This is a genomic window from Citreimonas sp. (assembly GCF_042096055.1).
Classification (GTDB): Bacteria; Pseudomonadota; Alphaproteobacteria; order Rhodobacterales; family Rhodobacteraceae; genus Citreimonas.
This window is the reverse complement of record NZ_JBELMH010000074.1, coordinates 1-16,782: the sequence shown is the minus strand read 5'-3', so window position 1 is coordinate 16,782 and position 16,782 is coordinate 1. Positions and strand designations below refer to the sequence as shown.

The 16,782-nt window shown below is 68.9% G+C and carries 19 protein-coding genes; 7 read left to right on the top strand and 12 right to left on the bottom strand.

Annotated features, from left to right (window positions below; translation table 11 throughout):
• The coding region (locus tag ACFDTC_RS14420) for an ATP-binding cassette domain-containing protein (protein ID WP_375259584.1) at positions 1 to 939 on the top strand (939 nt) is incomplete at its 5' end.
• A 69-nt stretch (positions 940 to 1,008) separates the two neighbouring features.
• On the opposite strand, the gene ACFDTC_RS14415 is transcribed toward ACFDTC_RS14420, so the two are convergent.
• The 8 genes from ACFDTC_RS14415 to ACFDTC_RS14380 form a co-directional block, all read right to left on the bottom strand.
• The gene (locus tag ACFDTC_RS14415) at positions 1,009 to 2,040 is read right to left on the bottom strand and encodes a hypothetical protein (protein ID WP_375259583.1); all 1,032 of its coding nucleotides are present in this window, start codon (positions 2,038 to 2,040) and stop codon (positions 1,009 to 1,011) included.
• Positions 2,041 to 2,136: 96 nt separating this feature from the next.
• A complete protein-coding gene (locus ACFDTC_RS14410; RefSeq protein ID WP_375259582.1) occupies positions 2,137 to 2,343 on the bottom strand; it encodes a DUF2892 domain-containing protein in 207 nt (68 codons plus the stop codon).
• Between the two features lie 64 nt (positions 2,344 to 2,407).
• On the bottom strand, positions 2,408 to 3,280 hold the full coding sequence (gene mmsB / locus ACFDTC_RS14405) for a 3-hydroxyisobutyrate dehydrogenase (protein ID WP_375259581.1): 873 nt from the start codon (positions 3,278 to 3,280) through the stop codon (positions 2,408 to 2,410).
• A gap of 1 nt (position 3,281) precedes the next feature.
• A complete protein-coding gene (locus ACFDTC_RS14400) occupies positions 3,282 to 4,325 on the bottom strand; it encodes an enoyl-CoA hydratase/isomerase family protein (protein ID WP_375259580.1) in 1,044 nt (347 codons plus the stop codon).
• A gap of 92 nt (positions 4,326 to 4,417) precedes the next feature.
• Positions 4,418 to 5,557 carry an acyl-CoA dehydrogenase family protein gene (locus ACFDTC_RS14395; RefSeq protein WP_375259579.1) on the bottom strand — a complete coding sequence of 380 codons (1,140 nt, stop codon included), beginning with the start codon at positions 5,555 to 5,557 and terminating at the stop codon, positions 4,418 to 4,420.
• A 118-nt stretch (positions 5,558 to 5,675) separates the two neighbouring features.
• Positions 5,676 to 6,815, bottom strand: a complete 1,140-nt coding sequence (locus ACFDTC_RS14390) for a glycosyltransferase (RefSeq protein WP_375259578.1) — start codon at positions 6,813 to 6,815, stop codon at positions 5,676 to 5,678.
• Positions 6,816 to 6,976: 161 nt separating this feature from the next.
• Positions 6,977 to 7,390 (bottom strand): hypothetical protein, encoded by a 414-nt coding sequence (locus ACFDTC_RS14385; RefSeq protein WP_375259577.1) that lies wholly within the window; start codon positions 7,388 to 7,390, stop codon positions 6,977 to 6,979.
• 261 nt (positions 7,391 to 7,651) lie between these two features.
• Positions 7,652 to 9,151, bottom strand: a complete 1,500-nt coding sequence (locus ACFDTC_RS14380; RefSeq protein WP_375259576.1) for a CoA-acylating methylmalonate-semialdehyde dehydrogenase — start codon at positions 9,149 to 9,151, stop codon at positions 7,652 to 7,654.
• Positions 9,152 to 9,262: 111 nt separating this feature from the next.
• On the opposite strand from ACFDTC_RS14380, the gene ACFDTC_RS14375 reads away from it, so the two are divergent.
• The 3 genes from ACFDTC_RS14375 to coaD all read left to right on the top strand — a co-directional run bounded on the left by ACFDTC_RS14375 (position 9,263) and on the right by coaD (position 11,259).
• Positions 9,263 to 10,165, top strand: coding sequence for a LysR family transcriptional regulator (locus ACFDTC_RS14375; protein ID WP_375259575.1), 903 nt, complete (start codon positions 9,263 to 9,265; stop codon positions 10,163 to 10,165).
• Positions 10,166 to 10,220: 55 nt separating this feature from the next.
• On the top strand, positions 10,221 to 10,655 hold the full coding sequence (locus ACFDTC_RS14370; protein WP_375259574.1) for a CBS domain-containing protein: 435 nt from the start codon (positions 10,221 to 10,223) through the stop codon (positions 10,653 to 10,655).
• A gap of 112 nt (positions 10,656 to 10,767) precedes the next feature.
• Positions 10,768 to 11,259: a pantetheine-phosphate adenylyltransferase gene (gene coaD / locus ACFDTC_RS14365; protein ID WP_375259573.1), complete on the top strand. Its 492-nt coding sequence runs from the start codon at positions 10,768 to 10,770 to the stop codon at positions 11,257 to 11,259.
• Positions 11,260 to 11,274: 15 nt separating this feature from the next.
• On the opposite strand, the gene ACFDTC_RS14360 is transcribed toward coaD, so the two are convergent.
• A complete protein-coding gene (locus tag ACFDTC_RS14360; protein WP_375259572.1) occupies positions 11,275 to 11,430 on the bottom strand; it encodes a hypothetical protein in 156 nt (51 codons plus the stop codon).
• A 288-nt stretch (positions 11,431 to 11,718) separates the two neighbouring features.
• Here ACFDTC_RS14360 and ACFDTC_RS14355 point away from each other — a divergent pair, with 288 nt between their 5' ends.
• Complete coding sequence (locus tag ACFDTC_RS14355) at positions 11,719 to 11,940, top strand: hypothetical protein (protein ID WP_375259571.1); 222 nt, start codon at positions 11,719 to 11,721, stop codon at positions 11,938 to 11,940.
• Positions 11,941 to 12,034: 94 nt separating this feature from the next.
• On the opposite strand, the gene gap is transcribed toward ACFDTC_RS14355, so the two are convergent.
• From gap to ACFDTC_RS14340, 3 genes are all read right to left on the bottom strand, one after another.
• Complete coding sequence (gene gap / locus ACFDTC_RS14350) at positions 12,035 to 13,039, bottom strand: type I glyceraldehyde-3-phosphate dehydrogenase (RefSeq protein WP_375259570.1); 1,005 nt, start codon at positions 13,037 to 13,039, stop codon at positions 12,035 to 12,037.
• Between the two features lie 141 nt (positions 13,040 to 13,180).
• Positions 13,181 to 13,324 (bottom strand): hypothetical protein, encoded by a 144-nt coding sequence (locus tag ACFDTC_RS14345; protein WP_375259569.1) that lies wholly within the window; start codon positions 13,322 to 13,324, stop codon positions 13,181 to 13,183.
• 93 nt (positions 13,325 to 13,417) lie between these two features.
• Positions 13,418 to 14,470 (bottom strand): ornithine cyclodeaminase, encoded by a 1,053-nt coding sequence (locus ACFDTC_RS14340; RefSeq protein WP_375259568.1) that lies wholly within the window; start codon positions 14,468 to 14,470, stop codon positions 13,418 to 13,420.
• 248 nt (positions 14,471 to 14,718) lie between these two features.
• Between ACFDTC_RS14340 and rpsB the strand changes: the two genes are divergently transcribed.
• Positions 14,719 to 15,483, top strand: coding sequence for a 30S ribosomal protein S2 (gene rpsB, locus ACFDTC_RS14335; protein WP_375259567.1), 765 nt, complete (start codon positions 14,719 to 14,721; stop codon positions 15,481 to 15,483).
• An 88-nt stretch (positions 15,484 to 15,571) separates the two neighbouring features.
• A complete protein-coding gene (tsf, locus tag ACFDTC_RS14330; protein WP_375259566.1) occupies positions 15,572 to 16,447 on the top strand; it encodes a translation elongation factor Ts in 876 nt (291 codons plus the stop codon).
• The last annotated feature ends 335 nt before the right edge of the window (positions 16,448 to 16,782 follow it).

Below are 16,782 nucleotides of genomic sequence, written 5' to 3'. Positions count from 1 at the left end.
GTCTGCGTCAGCGGCGTGTCGGGCGGCGGCAAGTCGACGCTGACGATCGAGACGCTGTTCAAGTCCGCCAGCATGGCGCTGAACGGCGCGCGGCAGGTGCCCGCGCCCTGCGAGACGATCAAGGGGCTCGAACACCTCGACAAGGTTATCGACATCGATCAGCGGCCCATCGGGCGCACGCCGCGCTCGAACCCGGCCACCTATACCGGCGCCTTCACGCCCATCCGCGACTGGTTCGCCGGCCTGCCCGAGGCGAAGGCGCGCGGCTACAAACCGGGGCGCTTCAGCTTCAACGTGAAGGGCGGCCGCTGCGAGGCCTGTCAGGGCGACGGTCTGATCAAGATCGAGATGCACTTCCTGCCGGACGTCTACGTGACCTGCGAGACCTGCAAGGGCGCGCGCTACAACCGCGAGACGCTTGAGATTAGGTTCAAGGGCAAGAGCATCGCCGATGTGCTTGATATGACTGTGGAAGACGCGCAGGAATTCTTCAAGGCGGTGCCGTCCATCCGCGAGAAGATGGATGCGCTGATGCGCGTGGGTCTCGGCTACATCAAGGTTGGCCAGCAGGCGACGACGCTGTCGGGCGGCGAGGCGCAGCGCGTGAAGCTGTCGAAGGAGCTGGCCAAGCGGTCCACGGGCCGCACGCTCTACATCCTCGACGAGCCGACCACCGGCCTGCATTTCGCCGATGTGCGCAAGCTGCTCGAGGTGCTGCACGAACTGGTGGACCAGGGGAACTCGGTCGTGGTGATCGAGCACAACCTCGACGTCATCAAGACCGCCGACCACATCATCGACATCGGCCCCGAGGGCGGCGACGGCGGCGGCCGGATCGTCGCCACGGGCACGCCCGAACAGGTGGCCGAGGTGGCGGAAAGCCACACGGGCCGGTACCTCAAGCCGATGCTGGCGCCGCGCAAGGTCGCGGCGGAGTAATCGCAACGGCATGAAAAACGCCGCCGGATCGCTCTGGCGGCGTTTTTCGTTTCCGGCAGAGGTGCGATCCTACAGCACCGCGCGCGCGACGCGCAGAAGCTGCAGCATATCGTAGGCCGCGTCGTCCACCGCAATGACCTGACCGTTCACCACCGAATAGGTCTGCCCCTCGGGCGCGGGCGGCAGGCGGTAGCGGCGGCGCAGCTCCTCCGGGCTCAGCGCGGCGGTGGATGCGACGCGCGGCACGGCGTCGTCCGACGGGACCCGCGCGATGTCGGTGATGAGCGCGAGCGTGCGGTAATCCTCATCGCTGAGCAGGACCGGCATTCCATCGACCACCGCATAACGCTGCCCCTCCGGTGCCGGGTCGAGACCATAGAGCCGCGCGATCCGGTCTGAATCCAGTGCGTCGTCGTAGAGCGGCCGGGGATCGTCGGGCAGGGTGCGCCCGTCCAGCCAGACCACGCGCCGCTCTTCGTAAAGCGTGTCGTAGGCGTCCGCATCGCGCGACAACCACTCCTCGGCGGTCACGCCTTGCCTGGCGAGGCCCGGCGGCACGCAGGGCGGGTCCTTCTTCGCCAGGCCCGGAGGGCAATTGGCGTATTGAAGCGCCGTGTCGTCAGACAGCGTCTGTTCGCTCAGGATCGACGGCCCTGCCAGCACCAGCGCGCCGCGTCGCATCAGGTCGGCGAGGTCGCGGCCCTCGGGGGCCGTGTCGCGCAGCGTGTCGGGCCGCGACCGCGGGGTGTCTGAAACCTCGCGCTGCTGGTCGGTCGAGGCGTTGCCGCGTCCGGGATTGCCCTTCTGCTTGGCGGCGGCGCTGTTGCCGGGGCCGTTGCCCTTGGCCTTGTCCGGGCCCTTGCCATTACCGATTCCGCGGCCGGGATTGTCGGGCGGGCCGCCGCCCTCCTTCAACAGGCGTTTCGGCCCGTTTCCGTTTCCGTTCCCGTTGCCCTTTCCGCCGCCGTGGTTGCCCACGGTGACGAGGCCGGGCAGGGCGTGCAGGCTTGTGGAGCCGGCGGGCGCCGACACGCTGCCGGCGTGGACCATCGTGGCGGCGAACGGCGCGCAAAGCGCGGTGGCGATCAGCAGGCGGCGCATGGTCGGATCCTCCCTTGGAATGCTGGGATCAACCGTCCGGATGATCTGCCCGTTCCGGCCCGTCGCGGCGACCGGCCGGTCCTTGCCGACGGCGCTTCAGCGCCGGCGCGCGGTGTTGATGCCCAGCAGCGAGTAGGGCGGACACCAGCCCACAGCGGCCGTCGTCAGCAGCACGAGGCCCACGACCAGCGCCAGCCATTGCAGCCATCCGGTCAGCACGAAGAACAGCACCACGCCGAGAATGCCAATGGCACCCCGGATCATGCGTTCGGATTGGCCCACGTTCTTTTCGATCATCGTCATGTCCTCGATGAAGTGAAGATGGGCCTACCCTAGCCGACGTCCGCGGTGCCAGATGTGATCTGGATCAACCGCGTCCGCGCGATTCCAGTCGCGGCAGCATGGCGCTGAAGTCGCGGCCCTTGCCGTCCTCGTCCTCGACGAAGCGGCGGTAGAGCTCCATCGCGGCGGTGCCGATCGGCGTGTCGGCGTCGGCGCTTTCCGCCGCCTGCGCGGCGAGGCGCAGGTCCTTCAGCATCAGTTCCGCCGCGAAGCCGGGCTTGTAGCCGTTGTCGGCGGGCGATTTCGGCCCGACGCCGGGCGCGGGGCAATAGGCGTTCATCGACCACGAATAGCCCGAGGACGTGCTGACCACGTCGAACATCGCCTGTCGCGACAGGCCCAGCTTGTCGGCCAGCGCGAAGGCCTCGCAGGTGACGATCATCGTGGCGCCGAGGATCATGTTGTTGCAGATCTTCGCCGCCTGGCCGTTGCCCGAGGGGCCGCAATGCACGGCCTTCTGGCCCATGACGTCGAAGAGCGGCTTCGCGGTCTCGAAGGCGCCCTCGTCGCCGCCCACCATGAAGGTCAGCGTGCCGCCCGCGGCGCCGCCCACGCCGCCCGACACAGGCGCGTCGAGCGCGCCGAGACCCGCGGCGCGCGCCTGCTCGGCCACGGCGCGGGCGCTGTCCACGTCGACGGTCGAGCAATCGAGCAGCACCGCGCCGGATTCCATGGCCGGGATGACCTCGTCCGCGACCTTCCGCAGGATGTCTCCGTTGGGCAGCATGGTGATCACCACCTCGGCGCCACTCGCGGCCTCGGTGGCGCTGGAGGCTTGGGTCACGCCCTCGGCCGTCAGGCCCGCCACGTCGAAGCCGGTGACGGCGTGGCCCGCCTTGGCGAGGTTCGCGGCCATGGGCGCGCCCATGTTGCCAAGCCCGATGAATCCGATCTGCATGTCAGCCTCCGTTGAAATCCCACTCGTCGGCGCCGAGCGGCGCCAGCATCCCCGTCACGGCGTCGTCCGGCACGCGGCCGCCGGCGTATCGCCAGCGCGGGTTGCGGTCCTTGTCGATCAGCGCCGCGCGCACCCCTTCGAGGAAATCGCCGTGCTCGATGATCCGGTGCGCGACGCGGTACTCGGTCGCCAGCGCGTCGCGGACGGTGCGGTCGGGCGCGCGCATGTGCCGGACCATGTCGAGCGTGAGCGCCATGGACAGCGGCGCGTTGCGCGTCATCGCCTTTGCGGCGTCCTGTGCAAGGTCGCTGTCGTCGGCCGCGACCGCGTTCAGCACATCCTCGATCCGGGTGCCGGCGAAGAGCGCGTCGATGCGCTCCTGCTGCGCGGCCATGTCCGAGGCGGGCGCGGACTCGGCCAGCGCGGCGATCTGCGCCACGTCTCCGGTGTCGCACAGCGCGCGCGCAAGGTCGGCCCACCGGTCCTGCGGCACGTAGGCGTCGGCAAAGCCCGCGTGGATCGCGTCGCCCGGCCCCATACGTGCGGCGGTGAGGCCGAGGTACTCGCCCAGCCGCCCCGGCGCGCGGGCCAGCAGCAGCGTGCCGCCCACGTCCGGCACGAAGCCGATGCCGCATTCGGGCATCGCCACGCGGCTGGTGTCGCAGACGACGCGGTGGCTGGCATGGCCCGACACGCCCACGCCGCCGCCCATCACGAAGCCCTGCATCAGGCAGACGATCGGCTTGGGGTACTCGGCGATGCGCGCGTTCATGCGGTATTCCTCGCGCCAGAAGCGGCGCGGGGCGTCCTGGTCTCCAGCCTTGCCGGCGTGGTACATCGCCGCCACGTCGCCGCCGGCGCAGAACGCCTTGTCGCCCTCGGCGTCGATCAGCACCAGCGCGACCGCGTCGTCGTCGGCCCAGGCCTTCAGCGCGTCGTCGAGCGCGAGGCACATGTCGTGCGTCAGCGCGTTGAGCGCCTTCGGCCGGGTGAAGGTGACGCGGCCGGCGCGGCCCTCGGTGCGGATGTGGATGTCGTCGGTCATGTGGCGGCCCTTCGGTCGGAACGGGGCAGGGGGCGCTGCCCCCTCGGCGCGCGCGGCGCCTCACCCCCGGAGTATTTGAACCAGAACGACGCTCAGCGCGCCAGCATCTGGCGCGCCACGATCAGGCGCATGATCTCGTTCGTGCCCTCGAGGATCTGGTGCACACGCAGGTCCCGTACCAGCTTCTCGATCCCGTAATCGGCCAGGTAGCCGTAGCCACCGTGCAGTTGCAGGCACTGGTCGACTACGCGGCTGCCGGCCTCGGTCACGAACTTCTTGGCCATGGCGCAGAACTTGGTCGCGTCGGGCGCACCGGTGTCGAGCTTCCACGCCGCCTGGCGCAGGAAGGTGCGCGCGGCCTGAAGCTCGATCTCCATGTCGGCGAGGCGGAACTGCAGCGCCTGGAACTGGTCGATCGACTGGCCGAAGGCCTTGCGGTCGCGCATGTAGACCAGCGTCGCGTCCAGCCCCGCCTGCGCGGCGCCCAGCGAGCAGGCCGAAATATTCAGCCGCCCGCCGTCGAGGCCCCCCATGGCGTAGGAGAAGCCGCGCCCTTCCTCGCCCACGAGGTTGTCGAGACCGGTCAGGCAATCGTCGAACTGCACCTGCGCGGTCGGTTGGCTGCGCCAGCCCATCTTGTCCTCGAGCGCGCCGAAGCTGAGGCCGGGTGCATCCGCCGGCACGATTACGGTCGAGATGCCCTTGGGCCCGTCCTGGCCGGTGCGGACCATCGTCACGTAGGCGTCGGAATAGCCACCTCCCGAGATGAAGGCCTTGGTCCCGTTCAGACGCCAGCCCTCGTTGGTCTTCTCGGCGCGGGTCTTCAGCGCCGCCGCGTCCGAGCCCGAGCCGGGTTCGGTCAGGCAGTAGGACAGCACCGTCTCCATCGACAGCACGCCGGGCATCCAGCGCGCCTTCAGATCGTCCGAACCGTAGGCGTCGAGCATCTTGGCGCACATGTTGTGGATCGACAGGAAGGCCGCGACCGAGGGGCAGGCCATCGACAGCGCCTCGAACACCAGCGTCGCGTCCAAACGCGACAACCCGGCGCCGCCCGCCTCTTCCGAAACGTAGAGCCCGCCAAAGCCAAGCTCGGCCAGCCTGGGCCAGAGGTCCTTGGGAATCGTGCCTTGCGCTTCCCACGCGCGGGCGTGGGGGGCGATATGCTCCTGCCCGAAGGCGTGCGCCATGTCGAAGATGGCCTGCTGTTCCTCGCTGAGGGCGAAATCCATGGCGGGCCTCCCTTCCCGTTGCGGCAACGCTGCGATCAGCCCGGCGCGCAACGCGGCGCGCGAATTGAACGCTTGTTCAGATTGTGCACAGGTGCTGCCCGGATGCAAGGACGCAGCGTCAGGCGCGCCCGGCCACGGTGTCGCGCATGACGGCCTCGACCCGGGCAATCAGCGCAGCGTTGTCGAAGCGGGTCTCGGCGGTCTGCCGCGCGGCGCGGGTCATGGCGCTGCGGTCGGCGGTGTCGAGCAACTCGCCCAGCTGCGCGGCAAAGCCGGCCTCGTCCCATTCGTCGACCAGAAGCCCGTTCACGCCGTGCTCGACCGCTTCGGGGATGCCGGCATGGCGCGTTGACAGGGTGATGCAGCCGCAGGCCAGCGCCTCCTGGATGGCAGTGGGCAGGCCCTCGGTGTTGCCGTCCTTGGCGGTGACCGAGTGCTGCAGGAAGATCTCGGTCCGCATCAGGTGCTCGCGCACGGAGTCGTGGGGCAGGGCGCCGGTGAAGGTGACGCGGTCGGCGACGCCCAACTCGGCGGCCAGCGCACGGCAGGGGTCGAGCAGCGGGCCGTCGCCGATGAAGGTCAGGTGCGCCTCGCGGCCCTGCGCGGCGGCGGCGAAGGCACGCAAGGTGACCTGCGGCGCCTTCTTCTCGACCATGCGGCCCACGGCGAGGCACGAGCCGCGCACCTTCTCGGCGGGGGCGAAGCGGCGGACGTCGACGCCCGAGGGGACGACGTGGGCGTTGGGGTGGCGCACGCCGTGCGCGGCGAGGTTGTCGAGCAGGAATTGCGAGACCGAGAAGATGCCGGCGAGGCGCGGCATCATCAGCCGGTACGAACGCACCCGCTGGCGCGAGCGAAGCGCGCGGCTGGCATCGGTGCCGCGCCAGTACGAGAAGACGGGGATCCCCAGGTCGTTGCCCAGCTTGGCCACCACCAGAGCCTGGGTGCCGAACTCGGCCAGGATCGCCTCGACGCGCTGGTCGCGCAGGAAATCGGCGAGGTGGCGGCGGTTGTCGCCGAAGGGCAGACGGGACGTGCCGTGCAGCGCGGCGCCCGAGAGCGCGGCGAAGGGTGCGGCCAGCCGGTCGCGGGTCGAGAGCTTCGCGCGGCGGACGAAGAGGGGCTTGCCGTAGGGATCCTGGCCGTTGTGGCGGCCCGCGACGACCACGGTGTCGCCGCCGAAGAGATGCTCGATATGGCGGTTGATGAAGGTCTCGCCGAGGACGAAGTAGTCGGAGGTGGCGATCGCGGTTCTCATGGCGCCTTCATAGGGCGCGGGCGCGAGCAGGTCCAGCGGGCTCGGAACCGGTGTCCCACGATGGGACAGACGTGCGCCCTAAGAAAATCAATGGCTTGCAGAGACGGATTCATCTTCCGTCAACGATTGCCCCCGCGAGTGGGTGCCGCGAAGGCCCCGGTTCAGCTCACCGCGACCTCGAGGTCGAGGAAGCGGTGCGCCTCGGCGAGGTCGCGGAAGACGCCGATCTCGGCCCTCAGCACGCCCTGCGCGATGCTCTGGTACATGCGGCTGGTGCCGAAGGCGATGTCGCTGGGAGCATAGAGGGCGTGGCGCGGCGCGGCGCCTTCGCGGTCCGAGGCGGAGCGCGAATCCTGCACCGTCTTCAGGCGATCGACGACGTCGCACACGCCGGGAAAGTCGATGGCGAACCGCTCGACCCGCGACAGGTCCACCAGGCAGCTTTGCCCGGCGCGCTGGAGCGGGTGCGCGAGGTAGGCGGCGAACCCTTCGAACACGGCCTGAAGGTCGAGCAGACCCGTGAAGCGGACATGCACGACCTGCGTGCCGGAATCGATCTTGAAGGGGAAGGACATGCAGATATTCCCGAGGGGCTGTCGTGGCGGTCGCGCGGCTTGAACGTTCGTCAGGTGGCGTCCGATGACGGGAACGGGTGCAGGGACCAGCCGACCGGCCCGACCCCGGCGGCCTCATTATCGACGGCGCAGGCGGCGCGCAACGGTGTCGGCGGCCTGTGACGTCGCGTCACACCCTGACAGCTTCGTGAGCGCGATACCGCCGACGCGAAACGGGCCGCGGCAGACGCCGCGGCCCGTGATCCGGTTGAACCCGAAGGCTCAGTCCATCTGCTTGAAGTGGAACTCGCCGCCTTCCTTGATCCCCGAGAACCAGCGCGCGGTGACGGTCTTGGTCTTGGTGTAGAAACGGAAGGCGTCGGGGCCGTACTGGTTGAGGTCGCCGAAGGCCGATTTCTTCCAGCCGCCGAAGGTGTGGTACGACAGCGGCACCGGGATCGGGAAGTTGATGCCGACCATGCCGACGTTGACGCGGTGCGCGAAGTCGCGCGCGGTGTCGCCGTCGGCGGTGAAGATCGCGGTGCCGTTGCCATAGGGGTTGTCCATGGTCAGCTTCAGCGCGTCCTCGTAGGTCTCGGCGCGGACCTGGGACAGGACCGGGCCGAAGATCTCTTCGCGGTAGATCTCCATCTCGGGCTTGACGTGGTCGAAGAAGGACGGGCCGATGAAATAGCCGTTCTCGTAGCCCTGCATCTTGAAGCCGCGGCCGTCGACGGCGAGGTCGGCACCTTCCTTGACGCCGGATTCGATCAGGCCGCGGATGCGCTCTTCGGCCTGCTTGGTGATGACGGGACCGAAATCCACGTCGTCGCCGCCGGTATAGGGGCCGACCTTCAGCTTCTCGACGCGGGGGATCAGGCGTTCGCGCAGGGCGTCGGCGGTCTTTTCACCCACCGGCACGGCGACCGAAATCGCCATGCAGCGTTCGCCCGCGGCGCCGTAGCCCGCGCCCACAAGCGCGTCGGCCGCCTTGTCGAGGTCGGCGTCGGGCATGATGATCATGTGGTTCTTGGCGCCGCCGAAGCACTGCGCGCGCTTGCCGTTGGTCGCCGCGCGGCCATAGATGTACTGCGCGATCGGGGTCGAGCCCACGAAGCCCACCGCCTGCACGGTCTCGTTGTCGAGGATCGCGTCGACGACTTCCTTGTCGCCGTTGACGACCTGCAGCACGCCGTCGGGCAGGCCGGCCTCTTTCAGCAGTTCGGCCAGGCGCAGCGAGGTCGAGGGGCAGCGCTCGGACGGCTTGAGGATCATAGCGTTGCCGCAGGACAGCGCCGGCGCCATCTTCCACAGCGGGATCATGGCGGGGAAGTTGAACGGCGTGATGCCGGCCACGACGCCCAGCGGCTGGCGCATCGAATAGAGGTCGATCCCCGGGCCGCCGTTGTCGGTGTACTCGCCCTTCAGCATCGCGGGCGCGCCCATGCAGACCTCGACCACTTCCAGCCCGCGCTGCACGTCGCCGCGCGCGTCGGGCAGGGTCTTGCCATGCTCGCGGCTGACCAGCTCGGCCAATTCGTCCATGTGCTCGTTGATGAGCGCGCCGAACTTCATCATCACGCGGGCGCGGCGCTGCGGGTTGGTGGCGGCCCAGCCCTTCTGCGCCTCGGCGGCGCGGGCGACGGCGTCGTCGAGCTCGGCCTTGGTGGCGAGCGGCACGCGCGCCTGCACCTCGCCGGTGGCGGGGTTCATCACGTCGGCGAAACGGCCCGAGGTGCCGGCGCTGCGGGCGCCGTCGATGTAGTGGGAAAGATCGGTCATGTCGTCCTCCTGTCAGTCGGGCGGGAGAGTAGGCTTGCACGGTTGCGGGCGCCAGACGCAATCTGGCAAAAAGGTATTGCAGAAATGCAAGACGGGCCGAGGGGAAGACGGATGAGCGAAAGCTGGGACGACCTGCGCATCTTCCTGGCGGCGGCGCGGGATGCGACGCTGTCGGCGGCGGGGCGGCGCCTGCGGATGGACCCGGCCACGGTGGGCCGGCGCATCGCGCGGCTGGAGCGGGCCTTGGGCGCGCCGCTGTTCGCGAAAAGCCCGCAGGGCTACGCGCTGACCGAGGCGGGCGCGCGGCTGCTGGGCCATGCCGAGGCGGCCGAACAGGCGATGGCCGCCGGCGAGGACGCGGTGCGCGGCCGGGCCGATCAGGGCCTGTCGGGGCAGGTGCGCATCGGCGCGCCGGACGGCTGCGCGAACTTCCTGCTGCCGCAGGTCTGCGCGCGGATCGCGGCCGAGAACCCGGATCTGGACCTGCAGATCGTCGCGCTGCCGCGCGTGGTGAACCTGTCGCGGCGCGAGGCGGACATGGCGATCGCGGTCAGCGCGCCCACCGCCGGGCGGCTGACGGTGCAGAAGATCACCGACTACCACCTGCACCTGGCGGCGACGCGCGGGTATCTGGACGCGCATCCGCCGATCCGGTCGGTCGAGGACCTGCGCGCGCACCGGGTGGTGGGCTACATCCCCGACATGATTTTCGACCGCGAGCTGGATTACCTGGGCGCGCTGGGGGTCGAGCGGGTGACGCTGGCGTCGAACTCGGTCTCGGTGCAGTTCCAGTGGCTGCGCGCGGGCGCGGGGCTGGGGATCGTGCACGACTTCGCGCTGCCGGCCGCGCCCGACCTGGTGCGCGTGCTGCCCGAGACGGTGCGCTTGGCGCGTGCCTTCTACCTGGTGCGCCACGCCGACGACGCGCGGCTGCCGCGCCAGGCCCGGCTGGCCGAGGCGCTGGTGGCGGGCCTGCGGGCGGAATGCGCGCGGCTGGAGGCGCGCGGCGCTTGACAGGTGCGGGGCGCGCGGGGGACGCTGGACCTCACGCTAGGGAATGGAGGTCCTCATGCAGGTGCAGAACATCCTCAAGAGCAAGGGCTCGGACGGGGTCGTGACGGTCAGGCCGGAGACGCAGATCGCCGAGGTGGCGCGCGTCCTGGCCGAGCATCGCATCGGGTCGGTCGTGGTGTCGGCGGACGGCGCGAGGATCGACGGCATCCTGTCGGAACGCGACATCGTGCGCGAACTGGCCGCCAGGGGCGCAAGCTGCCTGTCGGACACGGCCGAGACCTACATGACGAAGAAGATCCACACCTGCGCGCGCACCGAGGATGCCGACCAGGTGCTGACCGCGATGACCGAGGGGCGGTTCCGCCACATGCCGGTGGTCGAGGACGGCAGGCTGGTCGGGCTGATCACCCAAGGCGACGTGGTCAAGGCCAAGCTGGGCGAGCTGGCGATGGAGAAGAATGCCCTCGAAGGGATGATCATGGGTCACTGACGCGGGCGCGGGGCCGGGGCCGCGCGCGACGATCACGACGTTTCCCGCTTGCAATCGGGCGCGCAATCTTGTTGCGTCGCGGCCGCACAGGACATGACGAGGGACACGCCCCATGCGCATCGGCCTTTACCCGGGAACGTTCGACCCGATCACGCACGGGCATATCGACATCATCCGGCGCGCCACGCAGCTGGTCGACCGGCTGGTGATCGGCGTCGCGATCAACCGCGACAAGGGCCCGCTGTTCGAGCTCGAGGACCGGGTGCGGATGATCGAGGCGGAATGCGCCAGCCTCGCCGAGCAGACCGGCGTCGAGATCGTGGTGCACCCGTTCGAGAACCTGCTGATCGACTGCGCCCGCGACGTGGGCGCGCAGATCATCGTGCGCGGCCTGCGCGCGGTCGCGGATTTCGAATACGAGTTCCAGATGGTGGGCATGAACCGCGCGCTCGACGACCGGATCGAGACGGTGTTCCTGATGGCCGAGGCGCGGCACCAGGCCATCGCCTCGAAGCTTGTCAAGGAGATCGCGCGGCTGGGCGGCGACGTGTCGAAGTTCGTCACGCCCCCGGTGCACGAGGCGCTGCGCCAGCGGTTCGCCTGACGCGGCCGCAGGTCGTCAGCCGTAGACGGCCTGGCGCGCGACGCGATCCTCGATCCCGGCGATGTCGAGGTCGAGCTTGACGTCGATCGGCAGGCGGCGCAGTTCGTACACGGTCTGGCGATAGCGGGCGCGGCGCGCCATGCGGGCGCGCAGGTCGGTGAACATGGTCATGTCGGAACTCCTGTCCGTGATGTTTCCGGCGGGGGGCTCTTCCTGGGCTTTCCCGCCTTCCGTTAGCGGAAACCTAGACATGCTGCGTCGCAGCACAACGCCCGAAAACGACAAGGCCGCCCTGCGGTTTTTGCATGGCGAACGGGCAGAGCGCGCGGCACGAGGAGGCCGGGCGGCCGATCCTAACCGTTTGGTAACCACGTCGTGGCAGGGTTAATGCATGGGAAAGCATTTTTGCCGCTGCGTCAGCCAGCCATCGCGGGCGCCGGGGCGACTGGAGTTTCTTGCATGCAGATCGCATTGAACGGATCGCCGTCGCGGCCGCAGCCGCGCAAACCTGGCAATACCCCGCCGCCGGTCGCCGCCGCCCGCCCCATGGCGGCGGCGTCGGGGTCGCTGACGGGCCTGCCGTCGAACCCCGCGCCCCAGCCGCAGGCCCGCACCGCCGAGGCGAGCCTGGCCTACCGGGCCGCCCGCGACATGGTGCAGCCGCCGACCAGGCGGGGCTGATCCCGCGGGGCAGGGCACGCCACCCTGCCAAGCCGCCACGCAAAAGGGCCGCCCCGAAGGACGGCCCTTGCATGCGCGGCGAAAGGCGCGTGGCTCAGGCGACCTTGCCCATGGCGACGGCGACGTCGGCCATGCGGTTCGAGAAGCCCCATTCGTTGTCGTACCAGGTCAGGATGCGGACCATCGTGCCGTCCATCACCTTGGTCTGGTCCGTGGCGAAGATCGAGCTGCGCGGATCGTGGTTGAAGTCGGTGGACACCAGCTTGCCGTCGGTGAAGCCCAGCACGCCCTTCAGCGGGCCGTCGCCGGCGGCCTTGCGGATCAGGTCGTTGATCTCGTCCTCGGAGGTGGCGCGCGACGCCTCGAAGGTCAGGTCGACGACCGAGACGTTCGGCGTCGGCACGCGGATCGCGACGCCGTCGAGCTTGCCCTTGAGGTCGGGCAGCACGAGGCCCACGGCCTTGGCGGCCCCGGTCGAGGTCGGGATCATGTTCATCGCCGCGGCGCGCGCGCGGTAGAGATCCTTGTGCATCGTATCCAGCGTCGGCTGATCGCCGGTGTAGCTGTGGATCGTGGTCATGAAGCCGCGGGTGATGCCGATGGCCTCGTGCAGGACCTTTGCCACAGGCGACAGGCAGTTCGTGGTGCACGACGCGTTCGAGACGACCTTGTGCTCGGGCGCAAGGATCTCGTGGTTGACGCCGTAGACGACCGTCGCGTCGGCATCCTTGCCGGGCGCCGAGATCAGCACGCGCTTCGAGCCGTTCTTGAGGTGCTCGGCGGCCTTGTCGCGGTCGGTGAAGAGCCCGGTGCATTCCAGCGCGATGTCGACGTCGGACCAGGGCAGTTCGGCCGGGTTGCGGATCGCGGTGACGCGGATCGGGCCGCGCCCGGCGTCGATCGTGTCATCGCCGGTCTTGACCTCGACGGGGAAGCGGCCGTGCACGCTGTCGTATTGCAGCAGGTGGGCATTGGTCTCGACCGGGCCGAGATCGTTGATCGCGACCACCTCGATGTCCTCGCGCCCGGATTCGACGATCCCGCGCAGGATGTTGCGGCCGATGCGGCCGAACCCGTTGATGGCGACTTTGACGGTCATGCTCTTTCCCTTCTCCATTGGGCCCGCCGGATGCGGACCGGTGATCTGGCCTGCGTGGCGCGGATGCGCGGGGCGGGCGGTCGTGCGGCTCGGCTCCAACGACCAAACGGATGCGTGAAAGTCAAGGCAGCCGGGCGGCCGTTAGCGCCAGAAGGCCATCCAGTCGATGAGAACCAGCAGCTTGCGCGCCAGGAACAGCAGCGCGCGGCCGTCCTGAAGGGCGATGTCGGCGCCGATCGCGGCCAGCACGAGCGCGCCGAGGATCAGGGCGAGGCGGTTGGTCATCGCGGGCGCTCCGGGATGGTCTGCGGGCCGGATCGGCGCGCGGGGGCTGTCACTGGCGCTTGATGCCCGATCGCGCGTGGCCTGTCACGCGCGTCAGGACGCCGGCGCCGCGCGCGACAGCATCCCGTAGAGGTCGCGCGGATCGTCGGGATCGGCCAGCAGGTCGAGCGGGATGTGCAGCCCGGTTTCGACCGCCTTGTCGCGCACCACGCGCAGCGCGCTGAAATCCTCGATCGCGAAGCCCACGCTGTCGAAGAGCGTGATCTGGTCGGCCGAGCGGCGGCCCTGCGCGGTGCCTGCGATGACCTGCCACAGCTCGGTCACCGGGTGGTCGGGGGCGAGCTGCTGGATCTCGCCCTCGACGCGGGTCTGGGGCGGGTATTCGACGAAGATGTCCGAGCGGTGAAGGACCGCCTCGGCCAGTTCGGTCTTGCCGGGGCAATCGCCGCCGATGGCGTTGATGTGCAGCCCGGCGCCGACCATGTTGTCGGTCAGGATCGTGGCGTTGCGTTTGTCCGCGGTGCAGGTGGTGACGATCTGCGCGCCCTCGAGCGCGTCCTCTGCCGTGGTGCAGGCGGTGACCGTAAGGCCGGTGCCGGCAAGGTTGCGGGCGCATTTCTCGGTCGCCTTCGGGTCGGTGTCGTAGAGGCGCACATGCGTGATGCCGCACAGGCCCTGCATCGCGACGCTCTGGAACTCGGCCTGGGCGCCGTTGCCGATCATCGCCATGGTGGTGGCGCCTTTCGGGGCCAGGTGCCGCGCGGCGACGGCGGACATGGCGGCGGTGCGCAGCGCGGTCAGCAGCGTCATCTCGGACAGCAGCAGCGGGTAGCCGGTGGTCATGTCGGCCAGCAGTCCGAAGGCGGTGACGGTCTGCAGCCCGCCGCGGGTGTTGCCGGGATGGCCGTTGACGTACTTGAAGGCGTAATGCGCGTCGTCTGCCGTCGGCATCAGCTCGATCACGCCGACGGGGCTGTGGGCGGCGACGCGGGGCGTCTTGTCGAAGGCGTCCCAGCGGCGGAAATCCTCCTCGATCGCGGCGGCGATGGCGGCGATCATCTCGGTCAGCCCGACCCGGTGGACCAGCTGCATCATCAGGTCGACCGAGACGAACGGCACCAGGGCCTTGTCGGAGGGAGCGGTCATGGCGGGGCCTTTCGAGGTCGTGGATGCGGTGCCAGTGTGGGGCGCGCGGGCGGGTCAGCACAAGCGCGAACCGGGCAGGGCGGCCGGCCCGGTCACGGGGGTTGCACGCGCGCGGGAACACCGCTATAGGCGCGCTCACGAACCCCGCAGGCGGGGGCGGGCGTATCGGGAGAGACATCCCCGGACGTCCACCGGTTGGCCGAATGGCTGATCCCCCGCCGAGGCATCAAACCGGAAAGGATAACGGCATGGCTCTTCCCGAGTTCACCATGCGTCAGCTGCTGGAAGCTGGCGTTCACTTCGGCCACCAGACGCAGCGCTGGAACCCCCGCATGGGCGAGTTCATCTACGGCGCGCGCAACGGCATCCACATCGTCGACCTGACGCAGACCGTCCCGATGCTGGACGCGGCGCTGAACGCGATCCGCGAATGCGTCGCCAAGAACGGCCGCGTGCTGTTCGTCGGCACCAAACGCCAGGCCTCGGCGCCGATCGCCGAAGCGGCCGAGAAATGCGCGCAGTACTACATGAACCACCGCTGGCTGGGCGGCACGCTGACCAACTGGCAGACCGTGTCCAAGTCGATCAACCGCCTGCGCGAGATCGACGAGCTGATGGACGGCGGCGCCGAGGGCATGACCAAGAAAGAGCGCCTCAACATGGAGCGCGACCAGCAGAAGCTGCAGGCCTCGCTGGGCGGCATCCGCGAGATGGGCGGCGTGCCGGACATGCTGTTCGTCATCGACGTCAAGAAAGAGGCGCTGGCCGTCGCCGAGGCGAACAAGCTGGGCATCCCGGTCGTCGCCGTGGTCGACACCAACTGCAGCCCCTCGGGCATCGACTACATCATCCCCGGCAACGACGACGCGGCGCGGGCGATCTCGCTCTACTGCGACCTGGTCAGCCGCGCGGCACTCGACGGCATGACGGCGCAGATGGGCGCCGCGGGCGTCGACCTGGGTTCGCTCGAGGATGCGCCGACCGAGGACGCCGCCGAGACGCAGGGCGCCTGATCGCGCACCCATTTTGATCCCGGGGCCGGCCGCCGCACGGCGTGACGGCCGGCCCCGGGACCCACGCATCAGTAAAGGAGAGCCGCACATGGCGATCGCAGCTGCACAGGTGAAAGAACTGCGCGAGATGACCGGCGCAGGCATGATGGACGCCAAGAAGGCGCTGACCGAATCCAATGGCGACATGGATGCCGCCGTCGATTGGCTGCGCACCAAGGGCCTGGCGAAGGCCGCCAAGAAGTCGGGCCGCACCGCGGCCGAGGGCCTCGTCGCCGTCAAGGTCGAAGGCGGCAAGGGCGTCGCGGTCGAGGTCAACTCGGAGACCGACTTCGTTGCGAAGAACAAGGACTTCCAGGACATGGTCGCCAAGATCGCCGGCGCCGCGCTGCACGCGGGCGACGTCGAGACGCTGAAGGCCGCGCAGGTCGACGGCAAGGCCGTGAACGACCTGATCACCGACAAGATCGCCACAATCGGCGAGAACATGTCGCTGCGCCGGATGGCCAAGCTCGAGGGCGAGACGGTCGTGACCTACGTGCACAACGCCGCCACCGACGGCATGGGCCAGATCGGCGTGCTGGTCGCAATGACCGGCGGCGACGAGGCCTTCGGCCGCCAGGTCGCCATGCACATCGCCGCGGCCAACCCGCAGGCGCTGAACGCCGACCAGCTCGACCAGGACATGATCGAGAAAGAGCGTCAGGTGCAGATCGACATCGCGCGCGAATCCGGCAAGCCCGAGCAGGTCATCGAGAAGATGATCGAGGGCCGCATGAAGAAGTACCTGGCCGAGATCACGCTGCTGGGCCAGGCCTTCGTGGTCAATCCCGACCTGACGGTCGAGAAGGCCGCCGAGGAAGCCGGCGCCACCATCACCGGCTTCGTCCGGCTGCAGGTCGGCGAAGGCATCGAGAAGGAACAGGAAGACTTCGCCGCCGAGGTCGCCAAGGCCGCTCAGGGCTGAGGACTTCCGCGCACGGGCTTCGGCCCGGTGACATGACGTGGCCGCCGGATGCGCTCCGGCGGCCATTTTCTTTGGCGCTTGGTGTCGCTTGGTGGACTGGCACGGAGTGACAAGGGATGCGCTGGCGCGTACGATTGGACTTCTCGCGCTTGGTTGTGTCCTGATATCAGTGAGGTATTTGATATCAGTGATTTACAGATCGACCTTCACCAAGTGCGCAAACACATCGCAAGCCTTGGCCATTCAACACTTACCATAATACTGATTATTGGATAACCGCATGTAGGCGCAAAGTTAAAATGTCCCACATCTGCAAAGTAGAAGTGTCACACTTC